The 24,321-nt window shown below is 66.8% G+C and carries 30 protein-coding genes and 1 tRNA gene; 14 read left to right on the top strand and 17 right to left on the bottom strand.

Annotated elements, in window-relative coordinates; genetic code table 11:
* Positions 1-29 precede the first annotated feature (29 nt).
* The 6 genes from EDM04_RS06425 to EDM04_RS06400 all read left to right on the top strand — a co-directional run bounded on the left by EDM04_RS06425 (position 30) and on the right by EDM04_RS06400 (position 3,184).
* Entirely contained in the window at positions 30-644 is a 615-nt protein-coding gene (locus EDM04_RS06425; protein ID WP_123620316.1) for a TetR/AcrR family transcriptional regulator, read from the top strand.
* A gap of 89 nt (positions 645-733) precedes the next feature.
* Positions 734-1,408, top strand: a complete 675-nt coding sequence (phoU, locus tag EDM04_RS06420; protein WP_123620315.1) for a phosphate signaling complex protein PhoU — start codon at positions 734-736, stop codon at positions 1,406-1,408.
* 10 nt (positions 1,409-1,418) lie between these two features.
* The gene (locus EDM04_RS06415; RefSeq protein ID WP_123620314.1) at positions 1,419-1,817 is read left to right on the top strand and encodes a thioesterase family protein; all 399 of its coding nucleotides are present in this window, start codon (positions 1,419-1,421) and stop codon (positions 1,815-1,817) included.
* A gap of 148 nt (positions 1,818-1,965) precedes the next feature.
* Complete coding sequence (locus EDM04_RS06410; protein ID WP_123620313.1) at positions 1,966-2,205, top strand: glutathione S-transferase N-terminal domain-containing protein; 240 nt, start codon at positions 1,966-1,968, stop codon at positions 2,203-2,205.
* Complete coding sequence (locus EDM04_RS06405; protein WP_123620312.1) at positions 2,202-2,735, top strand: cob(I)yrinic acid a,c-diamide adenosyltransferase; 534 nt, start codon at positions 2,202-2,204, stop codon at positions 2,733-2,735. The genes EDM04_RS06410 and EDM04_RS06405 overlap by 4 nt, the downstream gene beginning before the upstream one ends.
* A gap of 170 nt (positions 2,736-2,905) precedes the next feature.
* Positions 2,906-3,184: a hypothetical protein gene (locus EDM04_RS06400; RefSeq protein ID WP_123620311.1), complete on the top strand. Its 279-nt coding sequence runs from the start codon at positions 2,906-2,908 to the stop codon at positions 3,182-3,184.
* A 27-nt stretch (positions 3,185-3,211) separates the two neighbouring features.
* On the opposite strand, the gene EDM04_RS06395 is transcribed toward EDM04_RS06400, so the two are convergent.
* Positions 3,212-3,721, bottom strand: coding sequence for a hypothetical protein (locus EDM04_RS06395; RefSeq protein WP_123620310.1), 510 nt, complete (start codon positions 3,719-3,721; stop codon positions 3,212-3,214).
* Between the two features lie 84 nt (positions 3,722-3,805).
* Between EDM04_RS06395 and EDM04_RS06390 the strand changes: the two genes are divergently transcribed.
* Positions 3,806-3,880, top strand: a tRNA-Val gene (locus EDM04_RS06390).
* A gap of 360 nt (positions 3,881-4,240) precedes the next feature.
* Here EDM04_RS06390 and EDM04_RS06385 read toward each other — a convergent pair.
* From EDM04_RS06385 to EDM04_RS06365, 5 genes are all read right to left on the bottom strand, one after another.
* A complete protein-coding gene (locus EDM04_RS06385) occupies positions 4,241-5,458 on the bottom strand; it encodes a pyridoxal-phosphate dependent enzyme (protein WP_123620309.1) in 1,218 nt (405 codons plus the stop codon).
* A 77-nt stretch (positions 5,459-5,535) separates the two neighbouring features.
* Positions 5,536-6,375 carry an SDR family oxidoreductase gene (locus EDM04_RS06380; protein WP_123620308.1) on the bottom strand — a complete coding sequence of 280 codons (840 nt, stop codon included), beginning with the start codon at positions 6,373-6,375 and terminating at the stop codon, positions 5,536-5,538.
* Between the two features lie 756 nt (positions 6,376-7,131).
* Positions 7,132-7,425, bottom strand: coding sequence for a hypothetical protein (locus tag EDM04_RS06375; protein WP_123620307.1), 294 nt, complete (start codon positions 7,423-7,425; stop codon positions 7,132-7,134).
* Positions 7,422-7,691 (bottom strand): hypothetical protein, encoded by a 270-nt coding sequence (locus EDM04_RS06370; protein ID WP_123620306.1) that lies wholly within the window; start codon positions 7,689-7,691, stop codon positions 7,422-7,424. The genes EDM04_RS06375 and EDM04_RS06370 overlap by 4 nt, the downstream gene beginning before the upstream one ends.
* Before the next feature lie 449 nt (positions 7,692-8,140).
* Positions 8,141-8,998 carry a hypothetical protein gene (locus EDM04_RS06365; RefSeq protein WP_123620305.1) on the bottom strand — a complete coding sequence of 286 codons (858 nt, stop codon included), beginning with the start codon at positions 8,996-8,998 and terminating at the stop codon, positions 8,141-8,143.
* 222 nt (positions 8,999-9,220) lie between these two features.
* Between EDM04_RS06365 and EDM04_RS06360 the strand changes: the two genes are divergently transcribed.
* The 3 genes from EDM04_RS06360 to EDM04_RS06350 all read left to right on the top strand — a co-directional run bounded on the left by EDM04_RS06360 (position 9,221) and on the right by EDM04_RS06350 (position 12,787).
* Entirely contained in the window at positions 9,221-10,348 is a 1,128-nt protein-coding gene (locus EDM04_RS06360) for a tRNA (guanine(26)-N(2))-dimethyltransferase (RefSeq protein ID WP_123620304.1), read from the top strand.
* 99 nt (positions 10,349-10,447) lie between these two features.
* Positions 10,448-11,764, top strand: a complete 1,317-nt coding sequence (locus EDM04_RS06355) for a YihY/virulence factor BrkB family protein (protein WP_123620303.1) — start codon at positions 10,448-10,450, stop codon at positions 11,762-11,764.
* Between the two features lie 15 nt (positions 11,765-11,779).
* Positions 11,780-12,787, top strand: a complete 1,008-nt coding sequence (locus EDM04_RS06350; RefSeq protein ID WP_123620302.1) for a phosphatase PAP2 family protein — start codon at positions 11,780-11,782, stop codon at positions 12,785-12,787.
* A gap of 264 nt (positions 12,788-13,051) precedes the next feature.
* On the opposite strand, the gene EDM04_RS06345 is transcribed toward EDM04_RS06350, so the two are convergent.
* The 3 genes from EDM04_RS06345 to EDM04_RS18480 form a co-directional block, all read right to left on the bottom strand.
* The gene (locus tag EDM04_RS06345) at positions 13,052-13,456 is read right to left on the bottom strand and encodes a helix-turn-helix domain-containing protein (protein WP_123620301.1); all 405 of its coding nucleotides are present in this window, start codon (positions 13,454-13,456) and stop codon (positions 13,052-13,054) included.
* A 118-nt stretch (positions 13,457-13,574) separates the two neighbouring features.
* Positions 13,575-14,633: a sulfite exporter TauE/SafE family protein gene (locus EDM04_RS06340; protein WP_123620300.1), complete on the bottom strand. Its 1,059-nt coding sequence runs from the start codon at positions 14,631-14,633 to the stop codon at positions 13,575-13,577.
* Positions 14,623-14,787, bottom strand: coding sequence for a hypothetical protein (locus EDM04_RS18480; RefSeq protein WP_164471102.1), 165 nt, complete (start codon positions 14,785-14,787; stop codon positions 14,623-14,625). The genes EDM04_RS06340 and EDM04_RS18480 overlap by 11 nt, the downstream gene beginning before the upstream one ends.
* Before the next feature lie 260 nt (positions 14,788-15,047).
* Between EDM04_RS18480 and EDM04_RS06335 the strand changes: the two genes are divergently transcribed.
* Complete coding sequence (locus tag EDM04_RS06335; protein ID WP_123620299.1) at positions 15,048-15,890, top strand: universal stress protein; 843 nt, start codon at positions 15,048-15,050, stop codon at positions 15,888-15,890.
* 95 nt (positions 15,891-15,985) lie between these two features.
* Here EDM04_RS06335 and EDM04_RS06330 read toward each other — a convergent pair whose 3' ends face one another.
* The 5 genes from EDM04_RS06330 to EDM04_RS06310 all read right to left on the bottom strand — a co-directional run bounded on the left by EDM04_RS06330 (position 15,986) and on the right by EDM04_RS06310 (position 20,836).
* Positions 15,986-17,272: an MFS transporter gene (locus tag EDM04_RS06330; RefSeq protein ID WP_123620298.1), complete on the bottom strand. Its 1,287-nt coding sequence runs from the start codon at positions 17,270-17,272 to the stop codon at positions 15,986-15,988.
* Positions 17,273-17,304: 32 nt separating this feature from the next.
* Positions 17,305-18,480 carry an inorganic phosphate transporter gene (locus EDM04_RS06325; protein ID WP_123620297.1) on the bottom strand — a complete coding sequence of 392 codons (1,176 nt, stop codon included), beginning with the start codon at positions 18,478-18,480 and terminating at the stop codon, positions 17,305-17,307.
* Positions 18,481-18,493: 13 nt separating this feature from the next.
* Positions 18,494-18,955, bottom strand: a complete 462-nt coding sequence (locus tag EDM04_RS06320; RefSeq protein WP_123620296.1) for a YeeE/YedE family protein — start codon at positions 18,953-18,955, stop codon at positions 18,494-18,496.
* 121 nt (positions 18,956-19,076) lie between these two features.
* Entirely contained in the window at positions 19,077-19,634 is a 558-nt protein-coding gene (locus EDM04_RS06315; protein ID WP_123620295.1) for a YeeE/YedE family protein, read from the bottom strand.
* Between the two features lie 8 nt (positions 19,635-19,642).
* Complete coding sequence (locus EDM04_RS06310) at positions 19,643-20,836, bottom strand: MBL fold metallo-hydrolase (protein WP_123620294.1); 1,194 nt, start codon at positions 20,834-20,836, stop codon at positions 19,643-19,645.
* Between the two features lie 245 nt (positions 20,837-21,081).
* On the opposite strand from EDM04_RS06310, the gene EDM04_RS06305 reads away from it, so the two are divergent.
* Genes EDM04_RS06305 through EDM04_RS06295 form a run of 3 tightly spaced genes read left to right on the top strand, consistent with a single transcriptional unit; the run spans position 21,082 to position 22,129 of the window.
* The gene (locus EDM04_RS06305; RefSeq protein ID WP_123620293.1) at positions 21,082-21,327 is read left to right on the top strand and encodes a sulfurtransferase TusA family protein; all 246 of its coding nucleotides are present in this window, start codon (positions 21,082-21,084) and stop codon (positions 21,325-21,327) included.
* A gap of 2 nt (positions 21,328-21,329) precedes the next feature.
* Positions 21,330-21,902, top strand: a complete 573-nt coding sequence (locus tag EDM04_RS06300; RefSeq protein ID WP_123620292.1) for a DsrE/DsrF/DrsH-like family protein — start codon at positions 21,330-21,332, stop codon at positions 21,900-21,902.
* 5 nt (positions 21,903-21,907) lie between these two features.
* A complete protein-coding gene (locus tag EDM04_RS06295; RefSeq protein ID WP_123620291.1) occupies positions 21,908-22,129 on the top strand; it encodes a HalOD1 output domain-containing protein in 222 nt (73 codons plus the stop codon).
* Between the two features lie 120 nt (positions 22,130-22,249).
* Here the strand turns inward: EDM04_RS06295 and EDM04_RS06290 are convergent, their stop codons facing one another.
* The 3 genes from EDM04_RS06290 to EDM04_RS06280 all read right to left on the bottom strand — a co-directional run bounded on the left by EDM04_RS06290 (position 22,250) and on the right by EDM04_RS06280 (position 24,319).
* Positions 22,250-23,368, bottom strand: coding sequence for an aminotransferase class V-fold PLP-dependent enzyme (locus tag EDM04_RS06290; RefSeq protein WP_123620290.1), 1,119 nt, complete (start codon positions 23,366-23,368; stop codon positions 22,250-22,252).
* Between the two features lie 15 nt (positions 23,369-23,383).
* A complete protein-coding gene (locus EDM04_RS06285) occupies positions 23,384-23,575 on the bottom strand; it encodes a hypothetical protein (RefSeq protein WP_206424434.1) in 192 nt (63 codons plus the stop codon).
* Between the two features lie 117 nt (positions 23,576-23,692).
* Positions 23,693-24,319 (bottom strand): DUF1641 domain-containing protein, encoded by a 627-nt coding sequence (locus tag EDM04_RS06280; RefSeq protein ID WP_123620289.1) that lies wholly within the window; start codon positions 24,317-24,319, stop codon positions 23,693-23,695.
* Positions 24,320-24,321: the final 2 nt, after the last annotated feature.

Raw genomic sequence — 24,321 nt, 5'->3', positions numbered from 1 at the left:
TTATATGCCTCACCGCCGGAGGGGGTCGTATGAGCGACTCCCGCGAGACGGTCTCCTCCAAGGACACCGAGGAGGTGATCATGGAGGCCACGTTCCGTGCGCTGAGCAAGCACGGGTACAAAGACCTCCGAATGCGAGATATCGGCGAGGAGATGGACCTGACGCGGCAGGTGATCCACTACCACTTCGACGGGAAGTACGACCTGCTGTCCGCGTTCTTGGAGTACGTCATCGACCAGTACGAGGGCAGCGTGGAGGTCGACGGGAGCGACGACCCCCGGTCCGAGCTCGACGCGCGGATCGATCAGTGCCTCTTCGGGCCGGAGTTCGAGGAGTTCGGCCACTGGGACCGCATGAAGGTGTACCACGAGCTGTACACCCACGCGCAGAACGACGGCGACCACCGGGAGATCTTCAACGAGCACTACGACCGGGTTCGCGGGAGCATCGTCGAGGTCGTTGAGGAGGGGATCGAACGGGGCGATTTCGCCCCCGTCGACGCCGAGCGGATGGGGCAGCTCATTACCGACGTCATCCACGCCGCGCGCGGACGCCGGATGGCGCTCGGGCACGAAGACGCGCCCGAGGAGGCTCGCAAGGCGATCGACGAGTTCATCCTCAGCTCGCTGTACGCCGACGACTGACAGAAGACCCGTGGAAGTTCGAGCGCCGCGTCGGACCGCCGATCGGCGACGTGTTTTTATACGTCCGGTGAGGGTGATACGGCAACACGATGCCACGCGAAGAGTACCAGACGAAGCTGGAGGGGCTCCGCGACGACGTGCTTTACATGAGCGAGCTCGTCGCCGAGCGGCTCCGGATGGGCCTCGACGCCCTGGAGCGGCAGGACGCCGAGCTGGGCGAGAAAGTCATCACGGGCGACGCCGAGATCAACGACCTGTACCTCGAGCTGGAGGGGAAGTGCACGGACCTCATCGCGCTCCAGCAGCCGGTGGCGGGCGACCTGCGGTTCATCGCCGCCTCGTTCAAGATCATCACCGACCTCGAGCGGATCGCCGACCTCGCGACGAACCTCGGGGGATACGCCAAACAGGCCGACCGGGAGGTGTTCCCCGACGTTGACGTCCAACGCATCGGCGACGACACGCTGGCGATGCTCGACGACGCGATGGACGCCTACGCCGATTCGGACCCCGAGCGCTGTTTCGAGGTCGCCGAGGCCGACGACGACGTCGACGCCGCCTGCGAGGCCGCGAGCGAACTCGTCGTGCGCGACCTGATCGAGCGCGACGAGCTCCGCGAGGAGGCGGACGTGGAGGGGACGATGCGGAACGTCTCGCGGCTCCTGCTCACGATCCGCGACCTCGAGCGCGTCGGCGACCACGCGGTCAACATCGCGGCGCGCTCGCTGTACATGATCGAGAACGACGACGAACTGCTGTACTGATCGCTTCCACGTGAACACCTACACCACCGAGATCGACGTTCGGTTCCGCGACATCGACGCGATGGGCCACGTCAACAACGCCGTCTACGCGACGTACCTCGAGCAGGCGCGGGCCGAGTACTATCGGGACGTGCTCGACGCCGACCTCTCCGCGCTGGCGACGGTGTTGGCGTCGCTGTCGATAGAGTTCCGGCGACCGGTCGAACTGACGGACGGGACCGTCACCGTCGCGATGGACGTCGCCGAACTCGGCACCTCCAGCGTGACGATGGCCTACGACGTTCGCACCGACGACGAGCTGGTCGCCGAGGCGGAGACGACGCTCGTGGCCCTCGATCCGGACGCGGGCGAGCCCGCCCCGATTCCCGAGGAGTACCGGTCGGCCATCGAGTCGTACCACGGGATCTGACCGGCCGAGAGCGGTTCATCCGTCCGGTCGCTCCGCGCTCGTCGTTCGCGTCTCTCCCGCTCGCGTCTCCTCGCCCGCATCTCCCCCGCTTGCGTCTACTCATCCGCGACACCCTACCTTCTTGCCGCCCCGCGCCGATCGGTCGGGTATGTCCGTTCGACTGTACGCCCTCGACGGGTGCCCGTGGTGTGAGAAGGCCGCCGAGGCGTTAGACGAGGCCGGGGTGGAGTACGAGACCGAGTGGGTCGACGCGCTCCACTCCGACCGGAACGAGGTGAAGCGAGTCAGCGGCCAGCGCGGGGTACCCGTTCTTGTCGACGACGAGCGCGGCGTGACGATGGCGGAGAGCGCGAACATCGTGGAGTACGTGGAGAAGAGCCTCGCGTGACCATCTACACCGGACGCGGCGACGAGGGCGACACCGACCTCCGAGACATGAGCCGGGTGTCGAAGGCGAGCCCCCGGATCGAGGCGTACGGGACCGTCGACGAGGCGAACGCGCTGATCGGGACGGTGCGCCCGACAGGCCACGACGACCTCGACGACCTGCTGGAGACGGTCCAGAACCATCTCCACGTCGTGCAGGCGGACCTGGCGAACCCCGATCCCGACCCCGACGACCCCGCGGTCGAGTCCGAGCACGTCGAGGCGCTCGAGGAACGAATCGACGCGCTCGACGAGGAGCTGGAGCCGCTGCGCTCCTTTATCCTCCCGGGCGGCGGCGAGGCGGGCGCCCGGCTCCACCACGCCCGCACGGTGACTCGACGGGCGGAGCGTCGGGTCGTCGAACTGGCGCGGTCGGAGCCGATCAACGAGACGGTCGTCACCTACCTCAACCGGCTCTCGGACCTGCTGTTCACGCTCGGTCGCGTCGCGAACGCGCGGGACGGCGAGCCCGAGGAGTCGCCCTCCTACTGAGGGTCTTCCCTCCGCACCTTTTCACTGCTGTTTCCGCGATTCCGTCGCCCTTCCCCTCAGCAGCCGCGGGAATCCGGCGATCCCGACTCGCCGACGGTGGCGAGACAGCACCAATCTGTCCCCGGCGAACGGCCACAAAGGATATATCCGTCGCATTCCAAAGGACAGATATGAGCAAACACTTCGAAGACGCACGGTACTACCTCGGTCGCGCGGCGGAACACGCGAAGGCGGGCGTGAAAGAGGAGCTGGAGCCGGTCGAAGCGCGGGTGAAGGACCTCGTCGGCATCGAGGAGGAGGAGGAGCCGGAGGCCTCGCGGCTCGACCGATTGCAGGCCGACCTGAAGCGGCTAGAGGCGCGCGCGGAAGGCGAGGCCCGCGAAGCGGTGGCGTCGGCGCGCGAGCGCGTCGCCGAGTACCGCGGTCGCGACGCCGCGAAGGCGGAGTAGCGCGGTCTGACGGGAGCGTATCGGTTTTTACGATCCGTCGCCTCCGCCGGTGAGCCGCTCGGTCGCCGGCACGACGGTGTACTCGATGCCGGCGCGCTCGAACAGCGCCCTCGCACGCTCGATTCCCGCCTCGGCGTCGACGTCGGTCGTGCGGTAGTGCCGGATCGGGTGGCGGATCCACGACGGCTCCCAGTGGGCGTACACGTCGGTCGTCTCGCGGTTCGGGCCGACGAACAGCGCGAGGTGGAGCTGCTGGTCGCTCGCGAGCGCGCCCTCTGGATACCGGACCCAGCTCGCGACCGACGTTTCCGGCGGCGTCGCGTACTCGCGGAACTTGAGCGAGGAGACGAGATTCCGGACGAACCCGAGCCGGTGGAGCCGCGCCTCGACGACCGGATACGGCTCCCGGAGCGTGAACGCGTACTGATCGCGGGGCGTTTCCCGCTCCGCGTAGAGGCCGATCGCCGACAGCGGGAGGTGAAGCAGGCTCGTCGCGTGCTGACGGAGGCGTTCGAGGAACCGGAGCTCGTGGGTCATGATGGGGCGGTTCGGGCGCTCGACGAAAGCCTCTTCGCCGTAAGGTAACCCTTAAGGCCAGCGGTCGGATACGTCGAGGCGAGCGGGTTGGTGGTCTAGCCAGGTTATGACGGCTCCTTCACACGGAGCAGGTCGGCGGTTCGAATCCGCCCCAACCCATCCGCTTTCCTGACGTTCGTGAAGGAGCTATGGAGCAGGTCGGCGTTCCCGCCGAGCGGAGCGAGGCGGGAAGCAGCGGACGACCGAAGGAAGTCCGCCAGCGTTCGAATCCGCCCCAACCATACGTAGTACGCACGGACTGCAACCGTACGAATCCGGTATTTCGGACCGTCTGTAGCCGTCCGATCGGATCTTCCCGAAGTTGGAATACGCCGACGCCACCGGTCCGTCCGATATCGATCGGACGCCCTTCGGCCGGTCTACGAACGGCACCGTCAGCTCGATCATCACGCGAGGTGAAACGCTCCGCTCCGGTTCGGTTCGTTGGCGATTCCGCCGTTCACTGCAGCCTCGACCGACTCACGCGGAAAGCTCTCGAACCGCGGCGGGAACGTCCTCGCGATCGATCTCGCGGACCGGCGGGGCCTCGGCACCGGGCGTCCCGTACTTGTATCCCGACCCGGTCACGATTACGGCGACGTCCTCGTCGCGATCGAGTTCGCCGGACTCCGTGAGCTCGCGAACGCCCGCCGTCGCCACGGCGCAAGAGGGTTCGACGGAGAGTCCGGCGTCGGACGCGATCCGGTCCGTCTCGGCCAGTAACGCGTCCTCCGAGACTGACACAACCGCGCCGTCGGTGGCGTCCACCGCCGCCAGCGCTCGGTTCCCGCTCGGCGGGTCGGCGTTGTTGATCGAGACGGCGGCGGTCGGCGCTCCGGTGACGGGCTCGACGCGTGCCGCTCCGCGTCGGAACGCTCGCGCGACCGGGTCACAGCGCGCGGCCTGCGCGAGGTAGATCCGGGGCGTCGTTTCGATCAGTCCCGCTCCGCGCAACTCTCGAAGGGCCTTCCAGACGCCGCTCGCCTGCCCGCCGCTGCTGACCGGCAGGACGATCGCGTCGGGCGCGTCCGGACGGAACGCCTCGCAGATCTCGTACGCGACGGTTTTCTGTCCCGCGACCCGCAGGGGACTATCCGAGTTCAGGAACGCGACGCCGAGGTCGCGTTCGAGGGTGTCGTCGTACAGCCGTCCGTAGTCGCCGCGGACCCGGAACAGGTGCGGGTCGTGCTGAGCGATCATCGCCAGCCGGGAGTCCGGCGTGTCCTCGGAGACGAGGATCACCGCTTCCCGGTCGTCCGCCGCCGCGTGGGCCGCGACGCTCAGCGCCATGTTTCCGTGCGAGACGGTCCCGATCGGCCCGTCGAGACGACCGATCCCGACGGCCGTCCCACGGTCTTTGAAGCTCCCCGTCGGGTTGGTACCCTCGAGTTTGAGGTGCATTCGCGGGCCGCTCGCCGGTTCGATCGACGGTGCTCGCAGGAGCGGCGTGCCGCCGGCGACCGCGGCGAGACCGACGGGCGTCGCCGCGGGGAGGACGGACTCGTAGCGCCAGAGGCTCCCACGTCCGGCGACGTCTCCTTCGGCTCCTTCGGTTCCGTCGGTGTCCTGTCCGCCCGCATCGGGCCAAGAAACCGCGTCGGCGTCGGTTTCGAACCAAAGCGGCTCCCCACAGGAACACCGAGCGGCGTCCCCGAACGGATACGTCTCGCCGCAGTCGTAACACGCCAGTCGGTCCATGCCTGCCGATCGCGACCGACACGCAAAGCGTTGACCGGTTCGCGGCGCCCGCGGTGCCCGCGACGCCGCCAGCGGAGTCACGCCTCGCGTTCGAACGCCGGATCGAACAGCCGCGCCGACATCGGCGCCGGGTCGCCGTCGGTGAGGTTGTACGCCGAGAAGTCGGTGACGCCCGCCTCGCGGAGCAGCTCCTCGTCGTAGAAGCTGTTGCCCGTGCACTCGGCGGGGTCGCGCGCGAGGATTTCGAGCACCGCGTCGGAGACGACCTCGGGGGTGCGCCAGTCGTCCGCGGTCCCGAGCCCGAAGTAGCGGGTCGCGCGGGTGTCGATCGTCGTCACCGGCCAGAACGTGTTACAGCCCACGTCGTCGCCCGCCAGCTCCTCGGCGAGCGAGAGCGTGACGAACGACATCCCGAGCTTCGACCACGCGTACGGCGCCTTCCCCGGCGAGCGGTCGGTCACGATCGGCGGCGAGTTCGACAGCAGCCACGCCTCGTCGAGCCCCGCGAGGTGGTCGGCGAACGCGTGCGCGACGAGGTGGGTCCCGCGGACGTTCACGTCGGTCAGGAGGTCGAACCGGTCGGCCGGCAGGTCGGCGATATTGGCGAGCTGGATGGCGCTCGCGTTGTTGATCACGATGTCGACCTCGCCGAAGCGGTCGATCGCCTCCTCGACCCGGGCCTCGTCGCGGAGGTCGAGTTCGAGCGCGAGCGCCTCGGCGCCGCGGTCGCGAACCTCGCGGGCCGTCTGCTCGATCGATCCCTCCAGATCGGAGTCGTCACTATCGGTCGTCTTGCCGGTCGAGACGACGTTACAGCCGCGGTCGGCGAGCGCGAGCGCGAGCCGTTTGCCAATTCCACGCGTCGTTCCCGTGATAAACGCCGTCGAGCCCGAGAGGTCGGGGTCCGAGAGTGCCATGGCCCCAGTACAACGGACCGAGGGATAATTCTCGGTGTCCGAACCGCGAGGTCGGTGCTACCCGTATTGGCCATCACCGGATGAGACGTTCCACGTTCTGGGGATTTCGACAGACGTGGCGATGGGCTGTTTCGGGAGCAAATGTTGCAGATCGGTTGCAGTGCTTCAGTATTTAAAACGGTGAGCGACGGCGACGATCGCTTATAAAGAACGATGCGGTTGGCGCGTGCCTCCGAGCGGCCGACAGGCCGCGAGGAGCACGCGCGAGGGAGTCGCTGGCGGCTATCGCCGCCAGCGACGAGGCTGGGGAGGCGTGAGGCGCGGTTGCGGTGTTGTGCGGGTGGGATTCAAAGGGGCAGTCGCTGTGGGCGGCGCAGGCGACGTAAGCACCGCAACGAGGGAGCAACGCGACCGAGTGAGGCGCGCAGCGAGCGTGCGCCGTCCACAGCGACTGGGGCTTTGGAGGCCGTCACCGCAGTGTCGCCGATCGCTTAAAAACAGCCGCCAGCAACATCACTCGATCGCTTCTAAAAACCCGTTCCACCAATTCGCTATACCCACTCCCGCTATCGATCAAAAAGCACTCTCTAGCCATCAGCGAGTTCAGGTAAAACCGTCTCCGACTGGACGGATTTCAACAGAGCTAACAGAACCGTTCGTTGGTGCGTCTGAACGATCGACTCCGTCTACGGGCACCACCCATGTCGGTAGTTGTGGTCCGCATCAGGTCGTCGTTCGAGCCGGTTCCGGAGAGAGCTACGCCGTCGAGACGCGCCACGTGGTCGCGCCGGTGTACGACCACTTCTCGATCTCGAGGTCCTGGACGGAGTCCTGGAGCTGCACGATCAGCGCGCCGATCTCCTTCGGCGAGAGCCCCACGTCGTCGCTGATGAACTTCGCCTTGAAGTACGTCTCGCCATCGGCCGCCTCCTCGCGGAGGAACGCGGCGAGGCGGTCGGCCTTGGAGGCGGGCGATTCGGTCGATTCATCCGATGCGTCCGATTCGGCGGACCGCTCGGTCGTCTGCGGGAGGGGTTGAGTGGTACTCATGCGTGGGAGGGAGTGTCGTCGGCGGCGTTGTGCTCGTGACCGACTACGACGCAGGCCATGTGGACGGCGATGAGTGCGAGCGCGCTCCACGTCTCGAAGCCCATCGCGCCGTACGCCGCGGGGACGTACGCGAGGGGGAGAACGACCGCCGCCCAGAACGCCGCGGCGCGAACGCCCGCGATCGCTTTGTTCCGGCAGGCGGTCGACAGGCTGGACCCGATCCGAATCGGCGCCCGGACAGATGAGGGGGACGTTTGGCTTGACATGGGGAACACCGTCTTCGCTCGACGCGTGGAGCGCCGGGTGCATATAAGGGCCAGAGCGTTGCCGCGTCTTCAGCCGGATTAACGATATCTCCGGTGAGTTTCGGACCGTTCACCGGTTTCACCGACCGTTTAAAAACTGTTGAGAGATAATTAGAATGTTTATGACTGTCTCTAAATTCGTACTTTCTTATTTCTGTAGTGGACGGCCAAACGACGTCTGCGACGGTCACCGCCCGTCTCCGAGAGCCGTTCATCGCGCGCGACGTGTCGCGCGCGATCGGCGATCGGTCACCCCTCCGCCGAGCGGCCCCCATCCGCGACCGACGCGGCGGGCCGGTACTCCGCGCGTGTGCGGCGGTGTCGCCTCAAACGGCGTCGGACTCTCTGGGTCGATCGCGGAAGGTCGGGAGAAATAGCGGTCCGGGCTGCGTCCGTCCGCGGGAGGCCGACTAGGAGTCGTCGGACTGCTTCTCGTCGACGGTCTGCTCGACGGTCTCCTCCACCGTCTCCTCGACCTTTTTGTCGACGGTTTCCTCGACCTTCTCGTCCACGGTTTCCTCGACCTTCTCGTCCACGGTTTCCTCGACCTTCTCGTCCACGGTTTCCTCGACCTTCTCGTCCACCGTCTCCTCTACCGTTTCACCGACCGTCTCCTCAACGGTCTCTTCGACCTTCTCGCCAACCGTCTCCTCGACGGTCTTCTCGACCGTTTCCTCGACCTTCTCGCCAACCGTCTCCTCGACGGTCTTCTCGACGGTCTCCTCGACCTTCTCACCAACCGTCTCCTCGACCTTTCCGGAGACCTCCTCGCTGACCGTGTCGGCGACCTCGCTGACCTCCTTGTTGACGGTCTCGCCCACGCTCTTCTCGACCTCCTTGCTGACCGTGTCGCCAACTGTCTTCTCGACCTCTTTGCTGACCGTGTCGCCGACCGTCTTCTCAACCTCTTTGCTGACGGTCTCGCCCACGCTCTTCTCCACTTCCTTACTGACCGTGTCGCCGACCGTCTTCTCGACCTCCTTGTTGACCGTCTCGCCCACGCCCTTCTCCACTTCCTTGTTGACCGTCTCACCGACGCTCTTCTCGACCTCTTTGCCGACCTGATCGGCGACCTCGCGGGTCATCCAGTCCGGGTCGAACCGGGCCATCTTCCAGACGACGTGGACGACGTAGGAGGCGAACACGCCGATCCCGAACGCGACGCCGATGTCGTTCACGTCGAGCGTCGCGATGAGCACGATCGCCAACGCGATCAGCGCGCCGTAGGCGATGTCGGTGATCGCGTCGACGCGGGCGGGGCTCACCATCGCCGGCCCTCCGCCGAGGCCGCGCCGCGTCCGGGAGTCGCTCCGCCACCGAGAACCGATCTTCGGCTCCGCGTAGTAGTCATGTATCTCTCTTTCCTCGCTGGCGGGCTAAATCTCCCGCTTCGCGGTCGAGGGCGAACGCGATCGGTCGGGGATGAACGCGGGCGATCGGCCCGGCGCGCGGAGCGGGGTCCTTTTGTGGCGGATGGCCGAACGCGGGGTATGGACATCGAGGAGGGCGGTCTCACCGTCTCCGTTCCGGAGGCCCGCGACGGGGCCAGCGAGGGCACCGGCGGCGGGGTCTTCTTCAACCCCACGCAGGAGCTGAACCGCGACGTGACCGTCGCGGTGCTGCGCGCGTACCGCGACCGCGAGCCGCGCGCGGCGTCGTACCTCGACGCGATGGCGGCCTCCGGGATCCGCGGCGTCCGCGCCGCCGCCGAGGGGTACGACGTCACCTGCGCCGACGTGGACCCCGACGCGGTCGAGCTCGCGGACGAGAACCTCGCCGCCAACCATCTGGACGGCGAGACCGTTCACCGCGACGTCAACGCCCTGCTGTACGAGAGCGTCTTCGACGTGGTGGACCTGGACCCGTACGGGACGCCGATCCCCTTCGCGGACGCCGCGCTGGCGAACGCGCGCAACCTCGTCTGCGTCACCGCCACCGACACCGCTCCCCTCTGTGGCGCCCACCTGAACAGCGGGATCCGCAAGTACGGCGCGGTCCCGCGCAACACCGACTACCACCCCGAAATGGGGCTCCGGACGCTGATCTCCGCGCTGGTCCGGACCGCCGCGCGCTACGACAAGGCGGCCCGCCCGATCGTCTCGCACGTCTCCCGCCACTACGCGCGGACCTACCTCGAACTGGAGTCGGGCGCGCGGGCGGCCGACGGCTGTATCGACGAGCTCGGGTACGTGGACCACTGTGAGGACTGCCTCTGGCGGGAACCGACCCGAGGGCTGATCGCGGACCCCGTCGACGCTTGCCCCGTCTGCGGGAGCGACCGCGTGCTCACCGCCGGCCCGCTCTGGCTCGGCGCGGTCGCGGACCCCGACTTCACGCGCGCGGTCCGGGAGCGCGTCACCGACGACATGGGCGAGGCGAAGCGCGCCCGGAAGCTCCTCGGGACCGTCGCGCGCGAGCTCGACACCCCCACGCACTACGACCAGCACCGGCTGTACAAGGAGTGGGGCGAGCCCGCCATCGGGATGGACGAGTTCGTCGAGCGCCTGAAGGGGGCCGGGTACGAGGCGAGCCGCGCGCACTACCGCGGCACGGCGGTCAAGAGCACGGCCTCGATCCCGGAGATGCGGGAGGCGGTCCTCGGCGAGGACGGCGTCTGACGCCGCCGGTTCGTCTCCGCCCCCGTCCTCCTCGCCTCACCGATCCGAATCCGCTCCCATACGCCCCGTTTTTTGTCGCCGTCGCCCGAACGCGTGAGCGTGCCCCGTCACTCGACCACCGCGCTCGGAACCGTCCGCCGCGTCGTCGACGTCGCGTTAGACCGGCAGGTGACGTTCCTCTCCGCCGCCATCGCCTACTACGCGTTCGTCTCGCTGATCCCCGCGCTGCTCCTGCTCGTCGTCGTCGCGACCGCCGTCTTCGGCGAGGCGATCGCCGCCGAGCTCGTGGCGGCGGCCGGGGGGTTCCTCACGCCCGCCGGCGAGGAGGCCGTCGTCGAGGCGATCTCCTCCGCCGGCGGACGGACCGGTGCGGGCGTGCTCGGGCTGGCGGTGTTGCTCTGGTCGACGCTGAAGGTGTTCCGCGGGCTCGACACCGCCTTCGTCGAGCTGTACGGCGGCGACGAGTCGCCGGCCTTCCTCAAGCAGCTCGCCGACGCCGCCTCCGTCGTCCTCGGCGTCGGCGTCGGCATCGGCGTGATGGTCGCCGTCGGCGCGTTCGTCGCGGCCGCGGACGCGGTCCCGCTCGTGGATGCCGCGAGCGTCCTCGCGTTGCCCGCCTTTCTCGCCGTCGTCTTCCTCCCCATGTACTACGTCCTCCCCCAGCCGGCGATCGGGATCCGGGAAGCGCTCCCCGGGGCCGTCTTCGCCGCCGTCGGCTGGACGCTGCTGCAGGCCGGCTTTCAGGTGTACGCCGCGAGCGCCGGACGGTATCAGGTGTACGGCGTGATCGGCGGCATTCTGCTTCTCGTCACGTGGCTGTACCTCGCGGCCGCCGTGGTCGTGGTCGGCGGCGTCGTCAACGTCGTCCTCGCGGGACGGAGCGGCGGGAACGCAACGCCCGACGACGGTCACGGCGACCGCGATGACCGCACCGGACGCGAAACGGACCGGCAGTTACAACACGCCAGCGACCGACCGCCGGGTATGAACGGTGAGTCGGACGGCGCGGACGACGCCGGCGACGAGGAACGCCCGGCGGGCGCGCCGGACGTGGCGGCGCTACAGGAGGAGGTGAGCCGGCTGCGGGCGGAGTTCGACGCGTTCGAAGACGACGTCGAGCGACGCACCGTCGACAAGCCGGCCGTCGAGTCGGAGCTGAAGCGGTACGTCCGCTCGCGGATGCGTCGCGGCCACGCCCGCGGCTGGGGGCCGTACCTCGTGCTCCTCTACGGCACGGTGCTGATCCTCGGCGCGTTCTCCTTTCTCAACGGGCTCTACGCCATCGCCGCGATGCTCATCCTCGGGCTGTCGACGCTGGGGCTGTACACGCTCTTCATCGTCGTCGGCATCGGCCTCAACCTGCTGGAAACGCCCGGCAAGGCGATCGACTACGCCCGCGACCGGGGCGACGACTAATCGAGTGATCGGCTCGTGACCGGACTCGTCGCCGCCGAGCGGGGGATCGGCGAGACGCCGCTCGTCGACGTGCTCCCGGAGTTCGTCGTCGTCGCCTTCGCCGCGGTCACCCATCTCGCGGACCCGTGGTTCCTCTTCGGACTGCTGGCGGTCGGCTACTGGTTCGCGACCGACCGGGTCGCGGCCGCGCCCCGTCGCGCCGGCGCGACCGCGATCGCCGTCGTCACCTGCGCGTACGCCGCCACGGCGCTCGGCAAGGCGTGGTTCGCGGTCCCCCGCCCGCCCGGCGCGGTCGGTCCCGCGGACGTGCCGACGTGGCTCCCCGGCCTGCTGTCGGCGTGGTACGAGGCGCAGGTGCTCTCCGACGGCTTCGGCTTCCCGAGCGGTCACGCCACCGGGGGCGCGGCGGCGTACCTCGCGCTGGCGCTCGCGTACGACCGGGCGTGGACCGCACGGAAGCGGCTCCTCGCCGCCGGTACCGTCGCCGTCGCCGTCGCGCTCTCGCGGGTCGTCATCCGGGTCCACTACGTCGTCGACGTGCTCGCGGGGCTGGCCGTGGGGAGCGGCGTCGTGCTCGGCGCGCTGTGGCTCGCGGGCGACCCGCGGATCCGGCGGAGTGAAGGCAGGACCGCGGACGAGGGGGCCGGGCCCGATCCCCGCGGTGCCACCGCCGGGCTCGATCCCACGCTCCCGTTCCTGTTGGCGGCGGTCGTCTCGACCGGCGCGCTGGCCGTCGCCGTCACGAGCGGGCACACCGACGAGGTGGTCGAAGCGGGGATCGGGATCGCCACCGGTGCGGGCGGCGCGATCGGCTGGCGGCTGATCGACGGCGACGAGCCCCCCGTGCCCGTCCGGATCGCGGTCCCCGCGCTCGCCGTCACCGGCGGGCTCTGGGTCGGCGCGTACGCCCTCGCGGGGACGCTCCCGATGACGCTGGCCGCGACGACCGCCGCCGTCGTCGTCGTCGTGGCGCTCCCCGCGCTGCCGGACCGGATTGAGCGACTCTCGGGAGTCCGGGACTGAGAGTGTCCCGGAGATGCCGCGATCGATGCGGGGAGTACGTCTCGCAAGTCGGTGGATCGGTTAACGTCTCGCAAATTGGTTGCTCTTCACAATAATTTGTGTAGTAGTTACAATACTGCACAATATACTGCTAGGCGTGGTATTCGAGCACGCTACTGCGCGATTGACATCTTCCCCGTCCTGAAGGGTGGGGCTTTCTCATTGGACTTCCGTAATAAGGTAAATCGCTGCTGCAACGGCTCGTCCGAGTGAAAAAGTGTGAGGTTAGCTTTCTGCAGCGGGAGCCGGAGTATCGGACTGCTCGTACTTTGTTTCGAACTCCTGGATGAGCTGGCCCATCTTCGCGTACCAGTCGTTGAGCATCCGCTGCATGTCATCGGTGATCTTCGACGGGTCCGTCGGCGAGTAGACGTGGTAGTAGCCGCCCTGGTCGTAGTTGATCTGCTCTTTCTCGATGAACCCCGTCTGGAGCAGGCGCTGGACGGCCCGATACGCAGTCGAGCGCTCTCGGTCCACGCGCTCCGCGAGTTCATCAACGGTCAGCGGTTCCTCTGCCTCGACGAGTGCTCGGAAGCACTCTCTGTCGAGATCCTTGAGCCCGTGGAAGCACTCCAGTAGCCCCTCACACTCCATGTCTTGACGGAGCTGTTCGGCCATCGAATCTGGCATTGTAATCAATACCACGTAGGTCAGCAGCCGTTAAAAGACTTTTGTACGGATTGTACAATTTTGTGGTGAGCCGAGTAAATTGACACGGCGACCGAATAGCGGATTGACCTAAAACAGATTAGTCTGCGGCTGTAGCCGCCTGACGACGCGTCTTACGGAGCGAAGCGATCGTCGTGTAGAGGATCGCGAAGGCGACGACGACTGCCGCGCCGATGACGAGGACTAGCCCGAGTAGCTCGAGAGTCGGGTTGCCGAGGTAGGACCCAACTTCGCCGATACCCACAGCAATGGCACCGATCAACAGCATGCCGCCGAAGTAAATCTTGATGCCGTCAGCGTCGACGACGGCGGTCGCGGCGGACCCGATACGCGCACCGAGTGCGCTTCCGAACAGCAGCGGGGCGACGATGCTTAGGTTGACGCCGCCGCCCTGTCCGTAGAGGTAGCTCCCGAGGCCACCGGAGAAGACGATCTCGAAGAGGTCGGTGCCGACGGCGACGGGCACCGGGACGCCGATCGCGTAGATCATCGCCGGCATCCGGATGAAGCCGCCACCGACGCCGAGGAACCCGGACAGGACGCCGGTCGCGAAGGCGACGACCGTGATGACCCACGCGGAGACGCGGACGTCGCCGCGGAGGGTCACCATCGGCGGAATGCGAACGGTCTGTTGAACCGTCTTCGCGATTTCGGGGATCTCGTACTCGTCGAGGTCCCGGTCGGTCGCCTCGTGGTCGATCCCCCCTCCGCCGTCGTTGTTCAAGGCGTCACGAGTCACCATCGCGCCGACACCGCCGAGCAGGACGACGTAGGCGACGCTGATGACACCGCCGGCGAGTCCCATCGATTCGAGGTAGTAGACGCTCGCGCGACCGGCCTCGATGCCGATGGTCGTCCCGGTGATCATGATCGCGCCGAGCTTGTAGTCGACCTGCCCGAGATCGTGGTGTTTGAGGGTCGCGATGACCGCCGTCCCGAAGACGAACGCCATCCCGCTGCCGACCGCGACGGGCGCCGGATAGTCCAGCATCAGCAAGGCGGGGGTGACGAGGAACGACCCGCCCATGCCGAAGAACCCGAACAGGACGCCGACGACGAGGCCGAACCCGACGAACAGCACCAGCATCTCGGGGCTCGTCCCCAGGATTCCGATCCCGTCGAGGAGACTACTGAGCACTCGCTTCACCTCCGACCAGGAGTTTCATGAGATACGGACCGAAGAGCCGTTCGAGACCGCCGTAGCCCACGTACAGCACGATCGCTTCCAGTAGAATCGCGCCGATGAGCAGGGCCGTCTCCGGGTCCCACGCGGGAATCTCTAGTCCTGCCATCGATTCATCCTCCGGCTTTCGAATCCGGTAATTCGGTGTTGGCACATTTCTGCTCGATATCTCCTACCCCCCTCGTGCCTATAACAGTTTTGGGGTTACTACACAATACTATATTCAGGTAACCTCAGGTGGAGTACCGATAACTTACAATGAACATATCGAACTCCGTCAGCTCCAAAACGAACCGGCGTACGTCCCGAGAGTAGACTGCCACTCAGATCCCCAAAACTGTGTTGTCCTCGGTCGGCGAAGGTGTCGACATGAGGGCCCTGTGCGCGACCGACCTCTCGGCTGCAAGTGAGGCTGCGATAGAGAACGAAACCCGTCTCGGGTGTCTGGGCCGTGTCGGCGTCGACACGATCCATCTCGTGACGGTCGTCCCGGCGAACGTCCACTCCGGAATGCCCGGCGTGAACTTCGAGGAGCGGCGCCGACAGGGATTGGACCAATATCGGCAGGTGATCGAAACCGCAGGGTTCGACGTCGAGACGCACGTCGTCCGCGGAACTCCGTATCGACGAATCAACGGCATCGCTGAGACCGTACACGCCGATCTATCTGTCGTCGGATCGCGTGGGCAGAGCCCGCTGGAGAACCGCGTTATCGGTTCGACCGCACGCAACCTCGCGCGGACGACCGTCGTGCCGTTATTGGTCAATCGCGTCGAGCGGGCGACGGACGACCCCGATGTCCTCCGAGAACATCTCTTTCAGCGAATTCTCTTCGCGACGGACTTTTCGGAGAACGCCGATCGAGCGTTCGACGCCTTCTCGTACCTCCGTCACGCGACCGAAGAAGTCACGCTCGTTTACGTGCGGTCGCCGAAAGACGAGGGCGCCGACGATGAGAGCCCGCGGGAACAACTGGCTGAGCATGCGAGTACGCTGGAAAACTGGGACATCGAGACACGGATCGAGGTCCGCCACGGCGATCCCGCTGACGAAATCCTCGACGTCGAAGCAGAAGTGATGCCGTCGACGATCCTCGTCGGGTCGAAGGGGCGAAGCCGTATCCGGCGACTCCTGTTGGGCAGCGTTTCAGAGGAGATTGTCGCGCAGGCGACGGGGAACGTCTTCCTCGTTCCGCCGCCCCGAGCAGTCTGAGAGAGACAACACCAGGGCTGCGATATTGTCGGGCGGTAGCCCATGCTAGCTCTCAGGACGCGTGGGGGCACACGAGACGGGCCCTCACGGAGCATTCAGTCTTCAGTGACGCTTCCCCTTCCGGCCCTCGCAGGCGCGGGTGGCTCGTGAGTACCGAACTCGGGATGAGTCTCCTCCATCCAGAGATACACCACCGCCCCGGAAACAAACATCAGACCAGCGGTCAGGTAAAACGCGGCTTCAACGTTCGCGAACTCCATCGAGAGTCCGATCAGGACCGCGCCGACAGCGTACCCGGAGTCACGCCACATCCGGTAGACGCCCATCCCCGCCGACCGCCACGTCGGGTGGGCCGCGTCGCTGGGGACCGTCATCAGGTTCGGATACAGCAGCGCCATCCCCAGACCGGAAACCCCAGCCAGCACGGCCCACGGGAGGTAGCTATCGACGAGCACCATCCCCAGGACGCCCGCGCCCGCGAGGAACATCCCGGCGATGACGGGCGGACGGCGGCCGATGCGGTCCGCGAGCCCCCCGGTCGCGATCTGGAGGAAGTACATCGCGCTGTGGACGCCGACGACGACCCCGACCGCCGCGATACCGAGGCCCTGACTCGTGAGGTACAGCGGGACGGCGATCCAGAACAGCGTGTCCACGAAGTTCTCGATGTGGCCGGCCTGTGCCGCCGCGAACAGCGTCCGGTCGCCGTACGTCGCGCGCTTCAGCACCTCATTGAACGGAAGGTTCGCGTCGTGATGGTCGTCGTCACCCTCGGCTTGGGCGTACTGGACGGTCTCCTTGATCAGGAAGATCGAGATGAGGAACGCCAGCACGACGACCACTGCGAGGAAGTAGAACGGCTCGGGCCGCAGACTCCACTGGCCTGCGATGACGCCCGTGACCCAGGCTCCGACGGCGACGCCGGTGTAGCCGAACGCCTCGTCGATGCCGACCGCGAGGCCGCGCTGATCGGGGCCCGCGAGGTCGATCTTCGCGTTGATCGCCATACTCCACGTCAACGCCTGGTTGACACCCAGCAGGACGTTCCCGACCGTAATCCAGCCCCAGCTCGGCGCGAAGATGAGGATGGCTGGGAGGGGAAGCGCCGTCGCCCACCCGGCGACGAGGACGGGCTTGCGGCCGTACTCCTCGCCCCACTTGCCGGCGTAGAGATTGAGGATCGACTTCACGACGCCGAACGAAACGACGAACGAGCCGATCACGAGGAACGACTCGACGCCGAGGACGTCCTCCCCCAGCACGGGAACGACGGTCCGTTCGGAACCGATGGTCAGCCCGGTCGCGAAGACGAGCAGGACGTGCAACGAGAACTGCCCGAGGTGTTCGCGGATCCCCTGTCTGCGTTCTGTTGTGGTACTCATTGGTAATGGATTTCAGTTGCGTTATTTGTGGATTACAGTAGGAGGAACGCGGTAGCGTATGCGAGCGCAAACGCGAGCAGGAACGACCCTGCCCACGCTCCAAGCGTCATACCGATTTTCCGCGCATCCACCGCTTCTCGACCGCCGACAGCGGCACCGCTCCCGATGATGGCGCTGACGACGATCTCGTTGAACGAGACGGGCACGCCCAGCAGGACGGCAAGCTGCGCTATGAGGAACGACGGCACGAGCGCCGAGATGGCGCGACGCGGCCCGAGCGACGAGTAGTCCTGCGCGAGTGACTTGATCATCCGGGGAGCGCCCGTCCAGGAACCCGCAAGCATCCCCAGGCCACCGCCGACCAGCACCGCGAACATCGACACGATCTCGGCTCCTTCGAGGAGCGGAATCAGCGGCCCGACCGCGAGGCCGACCTGGCTACCGCCCGCGGAGAACGCGACGAGCGAGCCGAGCGCGAGCAACACGCGCTGCAGCCCTCCGCGTTGGTCACTGCCGACGTCCCACCAGACCACAGCGGCGACGACCACGGCCGCACCACCGGTCAAGACGAGCGCCGACGCGCGTCCGTCGACTGCCAGTATCTGCTGTCCGACGCCTCGAAGGGTTCCCGCGGAGCTTTCCCCTCCGAGGAAGCTGAACTCGATGTTGACGAGCACGGCGGTGACGAGACCGACGAGGACGGGGATACTGTACCGTTCGGGGACGTCAGACCGCGGGAGCAGACTCGCGATTGCGTACGCGATGCCACCGCCCACGAACGGCGTCAACACCCAGACGGCCGCAATCTGCTGATACTTCGACCAGATCGGCGTCCCGCCGAGGGCGAGACCGACGCCGATGACGGCGCCGGTCACGGTGAACGCCGTCGCGATCGGATACCCGGTGACGACGCCGACCGCCATCAGGCCGGCACCCAACACCAGCACGAGGATGACGCCGGTGACGGGCATGCTCATCCCGCCGACGAGTCCGCTCCCGACGGCTTCCGAGACGTTCCCGCCCTGCGTTACGGCGCCGACGAAGCCGAAAATCCCGACCAGCAGCGCGGCCCGCATCGTGCCGATGGCGTTCGCGCCGACGGCGGGAGCGAACGGAGTTGCACCGCTCGATCCGGCGCCGATAACCCACGCCATGAACAGGCTGGCGAGCGCCGCCCCGATGAAGAGGGCGATGAGGGCGGGGTCCATTGAGAGGGTGACGTTAGTCGGCGCCCGCTGGGGCGGTGTCGCCGGTTCGGCTGCGGCTCCGCCAGTAGCCCTGCGCGTACGCGCCGAGGAACATCCCGGCGAGCGCCCAGAGGATGGTGACGTTGCCGACGCCGAGGCTCGCGTACGCCGCGCCCGGGCAGATACCGGAGAGCCCCCAGCCGACGCCGAAGACGGCGCCGCCGACCAGAACGTTTCGGTCGAACGGCTTTAGGCGACGCTCGTAGGGGTCGCCCGTGAGGGGCGCGGCGTCCCGAATTCGGGGTAGCAGGGCGAACGCGACCCCGGAGACGATGGCGGCGCCGAACATGACGAACGGCAGCCCGAGATCGTCGAACTGGAGGAAGTTCAGCACGACCTCCGGGCGCGCCATGTGGCTGAACCCGAGCCCGAACCCGAAGACGATACCGCCGACGAAGATCAGCGGCTTGAACAGCGGGTGGCGGTCGTCGCTCACGTGTCGCTCCCTCCGGTCGCTCCCGTTCGCGCAGTTCGAGACCCTCGCTGCTCACGGCTCACGTCCGTTCGCCGTTCGCCCGCCGAGGCGCTCACTCCGTTCGCCCCTCGCGTCTCGCAGCTCATGGGCTCACCCCCAGCGCGGCGACGACCTGTGCCGTCCCGATCGCTACCGTCAGGAACGTCACTACGCCGACCAGCGACGTCTTCGACGCCGAACCGACGCCGCAGACGCCGTGCCCGGACGTACAGCCCTTCCCGATCCGGGTACCGATACCGACCAGGATGCCGCCGAGGAACAGCCGCCACGGCTGGACGTCGGTCGTCCAGAGCGTCACGCCGGCGACCTCGTACAGCTGGCCGGTGTTCCCGGGTTCGTATAGGGAGCTCGTGACGAGGCCGGACTGGAACGTCGCGGCGAAGGCGAGCCCGCCGAGGACGATGCCGGCCGTGAACACGAGCCGCCAGTCCCGCGAGCCGACGTACTGCTGGAACCGCGACTGGCCGGAGACGTACGACAGCGTCGATTCGAGGAACGTACTCGCTCCGGCGGGGATGCCCGTCCCGACGTAGATCAGGACGGTCCCGAGGCCGACGAGTAGTCCCCCGACGGCGTACCGGCTGATGCCGTTCGGGAACAGCTCGGCGGCAAGCTGGAGCGGGACTGGATCAGTCACCATTGGCGTCGTTAGTCACCCGCGAGCGACTCCTGGCTCGCCGCGCAGTTGTTGGGGCCGAGTTCGAGCGTGAACGCCTCCTCGTCGTCGACGGCGTTCTGCCCGAGGTTCGTCGCGATGATGTCCTCGTAGTTGGCCGGCCGCGGCGGCATGTCCGAGAGGATCAGGTCGACGAACTCCTGTTCGTCCATCGTGAGCGCGCCCATCTCCTCGACGAGATCGCCGATAGGTGCGGTGTAGGTACCGTCCCCGGCGGGCTCGGCGGCGTCGCTGAAGTGTGCGCCACCGACGAGCGTGTCGTCGGGCAGCGTCAGCACGCGCTCTTGCAGGGACTCGTAGAGCATGCGGGCCGCGTCCGGTGCGCCGTCGTCGCCCTCCTCGAGGTCGGGGCGAGCGACGCTCTCGACGAACAGCCCGTCGCCGGTCGCGAGCAGGCTGCCGTCGACGAGGTACGAGGTCATCCCGGTCGTGTGACCGGGCGTGGAGACGGTTTCGATGGTGGCGTCGCCGACCTGGAAGGTGTCGCCGTCATCGGCCGTGGTCAGCTCGTCCGCGTACGTGACGCCGCGGTCGACGGCCGCCTCGGGAATGACGCCCTCCACGCCCTCGTCGGCGAGGTCACGCAGCCCCGAGATGTGGTCGGCGTGGATGTGGGTGTCCAGCGCGTACTGGAGGTCGACGCCGAGGTCGTCGACGTCGTCGAAGTAGCGGTCGGTGAACGCCCGCAGCGGGTCGATGATCGCGGCCTCGCCGTCGTCGTAGAGCAGGTAGCCGAGACAGCCCGAAGAGGGGCGCTGGTACTGAACGAGCGTGCCGGCGCCGTCGTAGCGCTCGATTTCGACGGCTTCGTAGACGGTCGCCCAGCCGTTCATCCCGTCCTCGAGGTGGTTCACGTCGTACCCGCGCTCCGCGAGCGTGCCCGCGACGTACTCGCTGGCGCCGCCCTTCGCGCACAGGACGGTCACCTCGCGGTCGTCGGGGATCCGCTCGAGGACGTCGTCGTCGATCTCGTCGTCGAGGAACTCGAAGTACGGGACGTTGACCGACGTGACGTTCTCGCCGTCGATGCGCCACTCCTCGTAGTCGGATTGCATGCGCGCGTCGAGGAGGGTAACGTCCTCGCCGGCGTCGATACGGTCCTTCAGCGTTTCCGGCTCGACCGACGCGACGTCGACGTCGGGAGTCGGAAAGTCATCAGCGTCCATGTTGTGCAATCACTTCTACCGGCCGGATGTACAAAAGGATTTTCATAGTATTCCCCCAATTAAACAATACTGTCTGAAGGAGAATGCGTCATATATTCCTAAACTACTCGAATAAACGTTAATAGAGCTGTTGTTCGGGTATCCTACACTAATTAGTAGTTTGCAGTAAGCACAAGAACCGACAATCTTTTACTCGGGTAGGGGGTATTGTGCGATAGCTCCAATACAGACGGAGCAGATAACCAATGAGTGCTGAATACGACATCGCGGAGACGCTCGACGTGAAAGGTACATCGTGCCCGATGCCTGTGGTGAAGACGAAAGGCGCCATCGACGACCTCGCCGCCGGCGAGATCCTCGAAGTGCTGGCCACCGATTCGGGCAGCATGAGCGACATCGACGGGTGGGCCGCCGGAACCGAGGGCGTCGAGCTCGTCGACCAGGAGGAAGGCGACGACGTGTACAAACACTACGTGCGCAAGACGGAGTAACGATGAGCACGGACACACCCGACGCGTCGGCCGACGACGCGCCCTCGCGTGCGGAACTGGCTGCACGCGTCGACGAACTGGAGGACGCGCTCGCAGAAGCCACCGGCGAGGACGACGGCAAGAAGATGAGCATCATCGCGACGAAGGGCACGCTCGATATGGCGTACCCGCCGCTCATCCTCGCCAGCACCGCSGCCGCGTTCGGCTACGACGTGACCGTCTTCCAYACGTTCTGGGGGCTGGACATCCTCCACGAGGAGCGCTCGAAGAACCTCAAGCTCAGCTCCGTCGGCAACCCCAACATGCCCGTCCCGAACGCSGTCGCCGCGCTCCCSGGCATGGACCGCGTSACGACGAAGATGATGGARAAGAAGATCGCGGACAACGACACCGCCACCATCGAGGAACTCATGGAGACGAGCCTCGACATGGGCGTCGAGTTCCAGGCCTGYCAGATGACCATCGACCTGATGGRCTACGACGAGGACGACTTCTACGACGGCGTCACCACGGGCGTCGGCGCGGCGACAGCCCTCCAAGACATGGCCGACGCCGACATCCAGCTCCTCGTCTAACCTTTATGAATAACCTCGAAGACCCGATCGCTCAGATTGTCGAGGCCGTCGCGGAGGCAGAGGGCGTCAAGCCGGTCGCGCTCGATCCGCCGCTCGCAGAGATCGTCGATCCGGATGCAGTAGAAGCGTTAGTCGAAGATTCGACGGCGTCTGACCTCGACGTTCGATTCGAGTATCGTGGTCACGACATCCTCGTCGCCGACAGCGGTCGCGTACAGGTCGACTGAAGCAGACAGAACTTCCCTTCGGTAGCGGTATCCCACCGACGGCCACTCCAGCAGCGGCGTTTGATACAATCGGGGAGCGTATGCTCCCGTCTTTAGGCGGGGGTCAAACGAGCAATTGCGTCAGTTCCACTCCGATTCGAGGGCGTCCAACAGCCGCTCGACCTCGGCGTGAGTGTTGACCGCGTGGACCGACGCGCGGACGGCGTCCGGCTCAGGTAAGGCACGAACCACGATCCCATCCGTCGCGAGGCGGTCGACCGTTGCTCCGGGGTCGTCCACCTCGATGGTCACGAGTCCCGACTCGGGGTCCGCTGGACTGAGAAGCCGATCGTCGGGGACGTCAGCGGTCAGCTGGCCGGCCAATTCTTGGATCCGGTCCGCGATACGGTCGACGCCGACCTCGTCGATCGCCTCGATGGCTTCGGCTAGGGCGACGTGTGTCGCCGGGTTAGCCGAGCCGACCTCGAATCGGCGGGCGCCGGCTGCGAACTCGTAGGGGTCTGCAGTTGGCGTGTCGACGCTTCGGTAGCCGACCGTGGTGGGCGTGAGGGAGTCGGCCACGTGAGCATCGACGTAGAGGAAGCCGCCGCCCCACAGCCCCAGCAGCCACTTGTGGCCGGCCGCCGCGACGGCGTCCGCCCCCCACTCCTCGACGTCCATCGGGAGCTGTCCCGGCACCTGCACGGCGTCGACGAGCGCGAACGCCCCGGCGTCGTGGGCGATATCGACGAGGTCGCCGATCGGTAACCGGGTGCCGTGCGTCCACGTCACGGCGCTGAAACAGGCCAGGCGCGCGTCGGCGACGGCCTCGGCGAAGGCGTCGAGGTCGACGCGACCGTCCTCGGCCTCGACGACCCGGACATCGACGCCCTCCTGTTCGAGCCGTTGCCACGGGAGCGTCCCGGCCGGGTGTTCGAGGTCGGTTCGAACGACGGTGTCGCCGGGCTTCCAGTCGATGGCGGTGGCGACGGCGTTGATGCCCGCGGTCGTGCTCTCCGTGAGCCCGATCTCGTCGTCGTCCGCACCGACGAAACCGGCGACGCGCTCCCGCACTCGGTCGTATGCGTCGAACGCCACCTCGTAGGGGTCGTTTCGCGTGCTCGGCTCGTACTCGTGTGACCGCACGAACTCGTCTGCGGCCTCGACGACGTACCGTGGACTCGGCCCGTGAGCACCGAAATTCAGGTAGACGTCCTCGTGTAAGGCGGGCGTGTCGGCGCGGAGTTCTCTGGGAGTCATCTCGTTGTCGGTGAGTTAGTCGTAATACCGGGCGATCAGGTCGCGGAGTGTCTGCTCGTTCTGGCCGCCGCGAGGCCGTTCCACCGGTTGCCCGTCGACGAAGGGGACGAACGTGGGCGTGCTCCCGGCACCGAACTCGATCGCCGTTTCGAGGTCGTCGCCGCCGAGCGAAGCTACACCGTCCGTCGCTGCTGCCTGAGTTGCCATTACGGGACCTTACGCACCGAGTGTTTAATAGAGTTGGGCTTACTACACAATATAATTCGGTGCGGTCACTCCCCCGCCCGCATCGACCGGGAGAGCGGCCCGACTCGGAGGGGGCGGTCAGTGTGACTTCTCGGTGGATTTCGCACGGCCGAGCGCGCCTGCGAGCGCCAGCAGGTAGCCGAGCCCGTACCGGACGTCCGGATCGCGTACTCCGCGAAGCAGGCCGACAGCCCCGACCCGCTCGGGGGAGCTCCGCTCCGCTTCACCGACGCTCTCCAGCAGCGTTTGGATGCCGTCACGAGTCTCGTCGTCCGCGGCCGTCTGCGCGACCTCGCCGACCGCGGCGCCGGTACCGGCCAGCGACGTGACCATCTCGTCGTCGAGCGCCGCGGTCGCCAGCGATCCGACCTCCGCGAGTTCGGCCAATTCGTCGAGCGTCCCGCTTTGCTGGAGCACGACGAGCGTGTCGAGCGCTTCGCGCAGTTCGTCGCCGTTCTCCCCGACCGCCTCGGCCAGTGCCACGGCCTCGTCCGTCGCGAGGCCGTCGGCGGACTCGGCGAGCGTCGACCCCGTGGCCGAGAGCTCGCGGACCATCTCGTCGTCGAGCGCGCTCTCGCCCAGCGAGATCACGTCCAGTAGCTCGTTGACGGCGTCGAGGTGCTCCACGAACTCGGCGACGGCCTCGGGGTTCCGTTCGATCGCCGCCTCCAACTCGGACGGCTCGGGGTTCTGCGGTTCGGACATGA

The organism is Halorubrum sp. CSM-61, from assembly GCF_003781945.1.
Classification (GTDB): Archaea; Halobacteriota; Halobacteria; order Halobacteriales; family Haloferacaceae; genus Halorubrum.
The sequence above is the reverse complement of the archived record's forward strand: the minus strand, read 5'-3'. Positions and strand labels throughout refer to the sequence as shown.

Bases quoted from the DNA above. Each gene is read 5' to 3' on its own strand.
- EDM04_RS06290 (WP_123620290.1), bottom strand. From the start codon at position 23,368: ATGACTCCCAGAGAACTCCGCGCCGACACGCCCGCCTTACACGAGGAC.
- EDM04_RS06365 (WP_123620305.1), bottom strand. From the start codon at position 8,998: ATGGTGAGCCCCGCCCGCGTCGACGCGATCACCGACATCGCCTACGGC.
- EDM04_RS06335 (WP_123620299.1), top strand. From the start codon at position 15,048: ATGAGGGCCCTGTGCGCGACCGACCTCTCGGCTGCAAGTGAGGCTGCG.
- EDM04_RS06305 (WP_123620293.1), top strand. From the start codon at position 21,082: ATGAGTGCTGAATACGACATCGCGGAGACGCTCGACGTGAAAGGTACA.
- EDM04_RS06425 (WP_123620316.1), top strand. From the start codon at position 30: ATGAGCGACTCCCGCGAGACGGTCTCCTCCAAGGACACCGAGGAGGTG.
- EDM04_RS06325 (WP_123620297.1), bottom strand. From the start codon at position 18,480: ATGGACCCCGCCCTCATCGCCCTCTTCATCGGGGCGGCGCTCGCCAGC.
- EDM04_RS06315 (WP_123620295.1), bottom strand. From the start codon at position 19,634: ATGGTGACTGATCCAGTCCCGCTCCAGCTTGCCGCCGAGCTGTTCCCG.
- EDM04_RS06375 (WP_123620307.1), bottom strand. From the start codon at position 7,425: ATGAGTACCACTCAACCCCTCCCGCAGACGACCGAGCGGTCCGCCGAA.
- EDM04_RS06330 (WP_123620298.1), bottom strand. From the start codon at position 17,272: ATGAGTACCACAACAGAACGCAGACAGGGGATCCGCGAACACCTCGGG.
- EDM04_RS06285 (WP_206424434.1), bottom strand. From the start codon at position 23,575: ATGGCAACTCAGGCAGCAGCGACGGACGGTGTAGCTTCGCTCGGCGGC.
- EDM04_RS06280 (WP_123620289.1), bottom strand. From the start codon at position 24,319: ATGTCCGAACCGCAGAACCCCGAGCCGTCCGAGTTGGAGGCGGCGATC.
- EDM04_RS06395 (WP_123620310.1), bottom strand. From the start codon at position 3,721: ATGACCCACGAGCTCCGGTTCCTCGAACGCCTCCGTCAGCACGCGACG.
- EDM04_RS06370 (WP_123620306.1), bottom strand. From the start codon at position 7,691: ATGTCAAGCCAAACGTCCCCCTCATCTGTCCGGGCGCCGATTCGGATC.
- EDM04_RS06385 (WP_123620309.1), bottom strand. From the start codon at position 5,458: ATGGACCGACTGGCGTGTTACGACTGCGGCGAGACGTATCCGTTCGGG.
- EDM04_RS06410 (WP_123620313.1), top strand. From the start codon at position 1,966: ATGTCCGTTCGACTGTACGCCCTCGACGGGTGCCCGTGGTGTGAGAAG.
- phoU (WP_123620315.1), top strand. From the start codon at position 734: ATGCCACGCGAAGAGTACCAGACGAAGCTGGAGGGGCTCCGCGACGAC.
- EDM04_RS06295 (WP_123620291.1), top strand. From the start codon at position 21,908: ATGAATAACCTCGAAGACCCGATCGCTCAGATTGTCGAGGCCGTCGCG.
- EDM04_RS06400 (WP_123620311.1), top strand. From the start codon at position 2,906: ATGAGCAAACACTTCGAAGACGCACGGTACTACCTCGGTCGCGCGGCG.
- EDM04_RS18480 (WP_164471102.1), bottom strand. From the start codon at position 14,787: ATGGCAGGACTAGAGATTCCCGCGTGGGACCCGGAGACGGCCCTGCTC.
- EDM04_RS06310 (WP_123620294.1), bottom strand. From the start codon at position 20,836: ATGGACGCTGATGACTTTCCGACTCCCGACGTCGACGTCGCGTCGGTC.
- EDM04_RS06345 (WP_123620301.1), bottom strand. From the start codon at position 13,456: ATGCCAGATTCGATGGCCGAACAGCTCCGTCAAGACATGGAGTGTGAG.
- EDM04_RS06380 (WP_123620308.1), bottom strand. From the start codon at position 6,375: ATGGCACTCTCGGACCCCGACCTCTCGGGCTCGACGGCGTTTATCACG.
- EDM04_RS06360 (WP_123620304.1), top strand. From the start codon at position 9,221: ATGGACATCGAGGAGGGCGGTCTCACCGTCTCCGTTCCGGAGGCCCGC.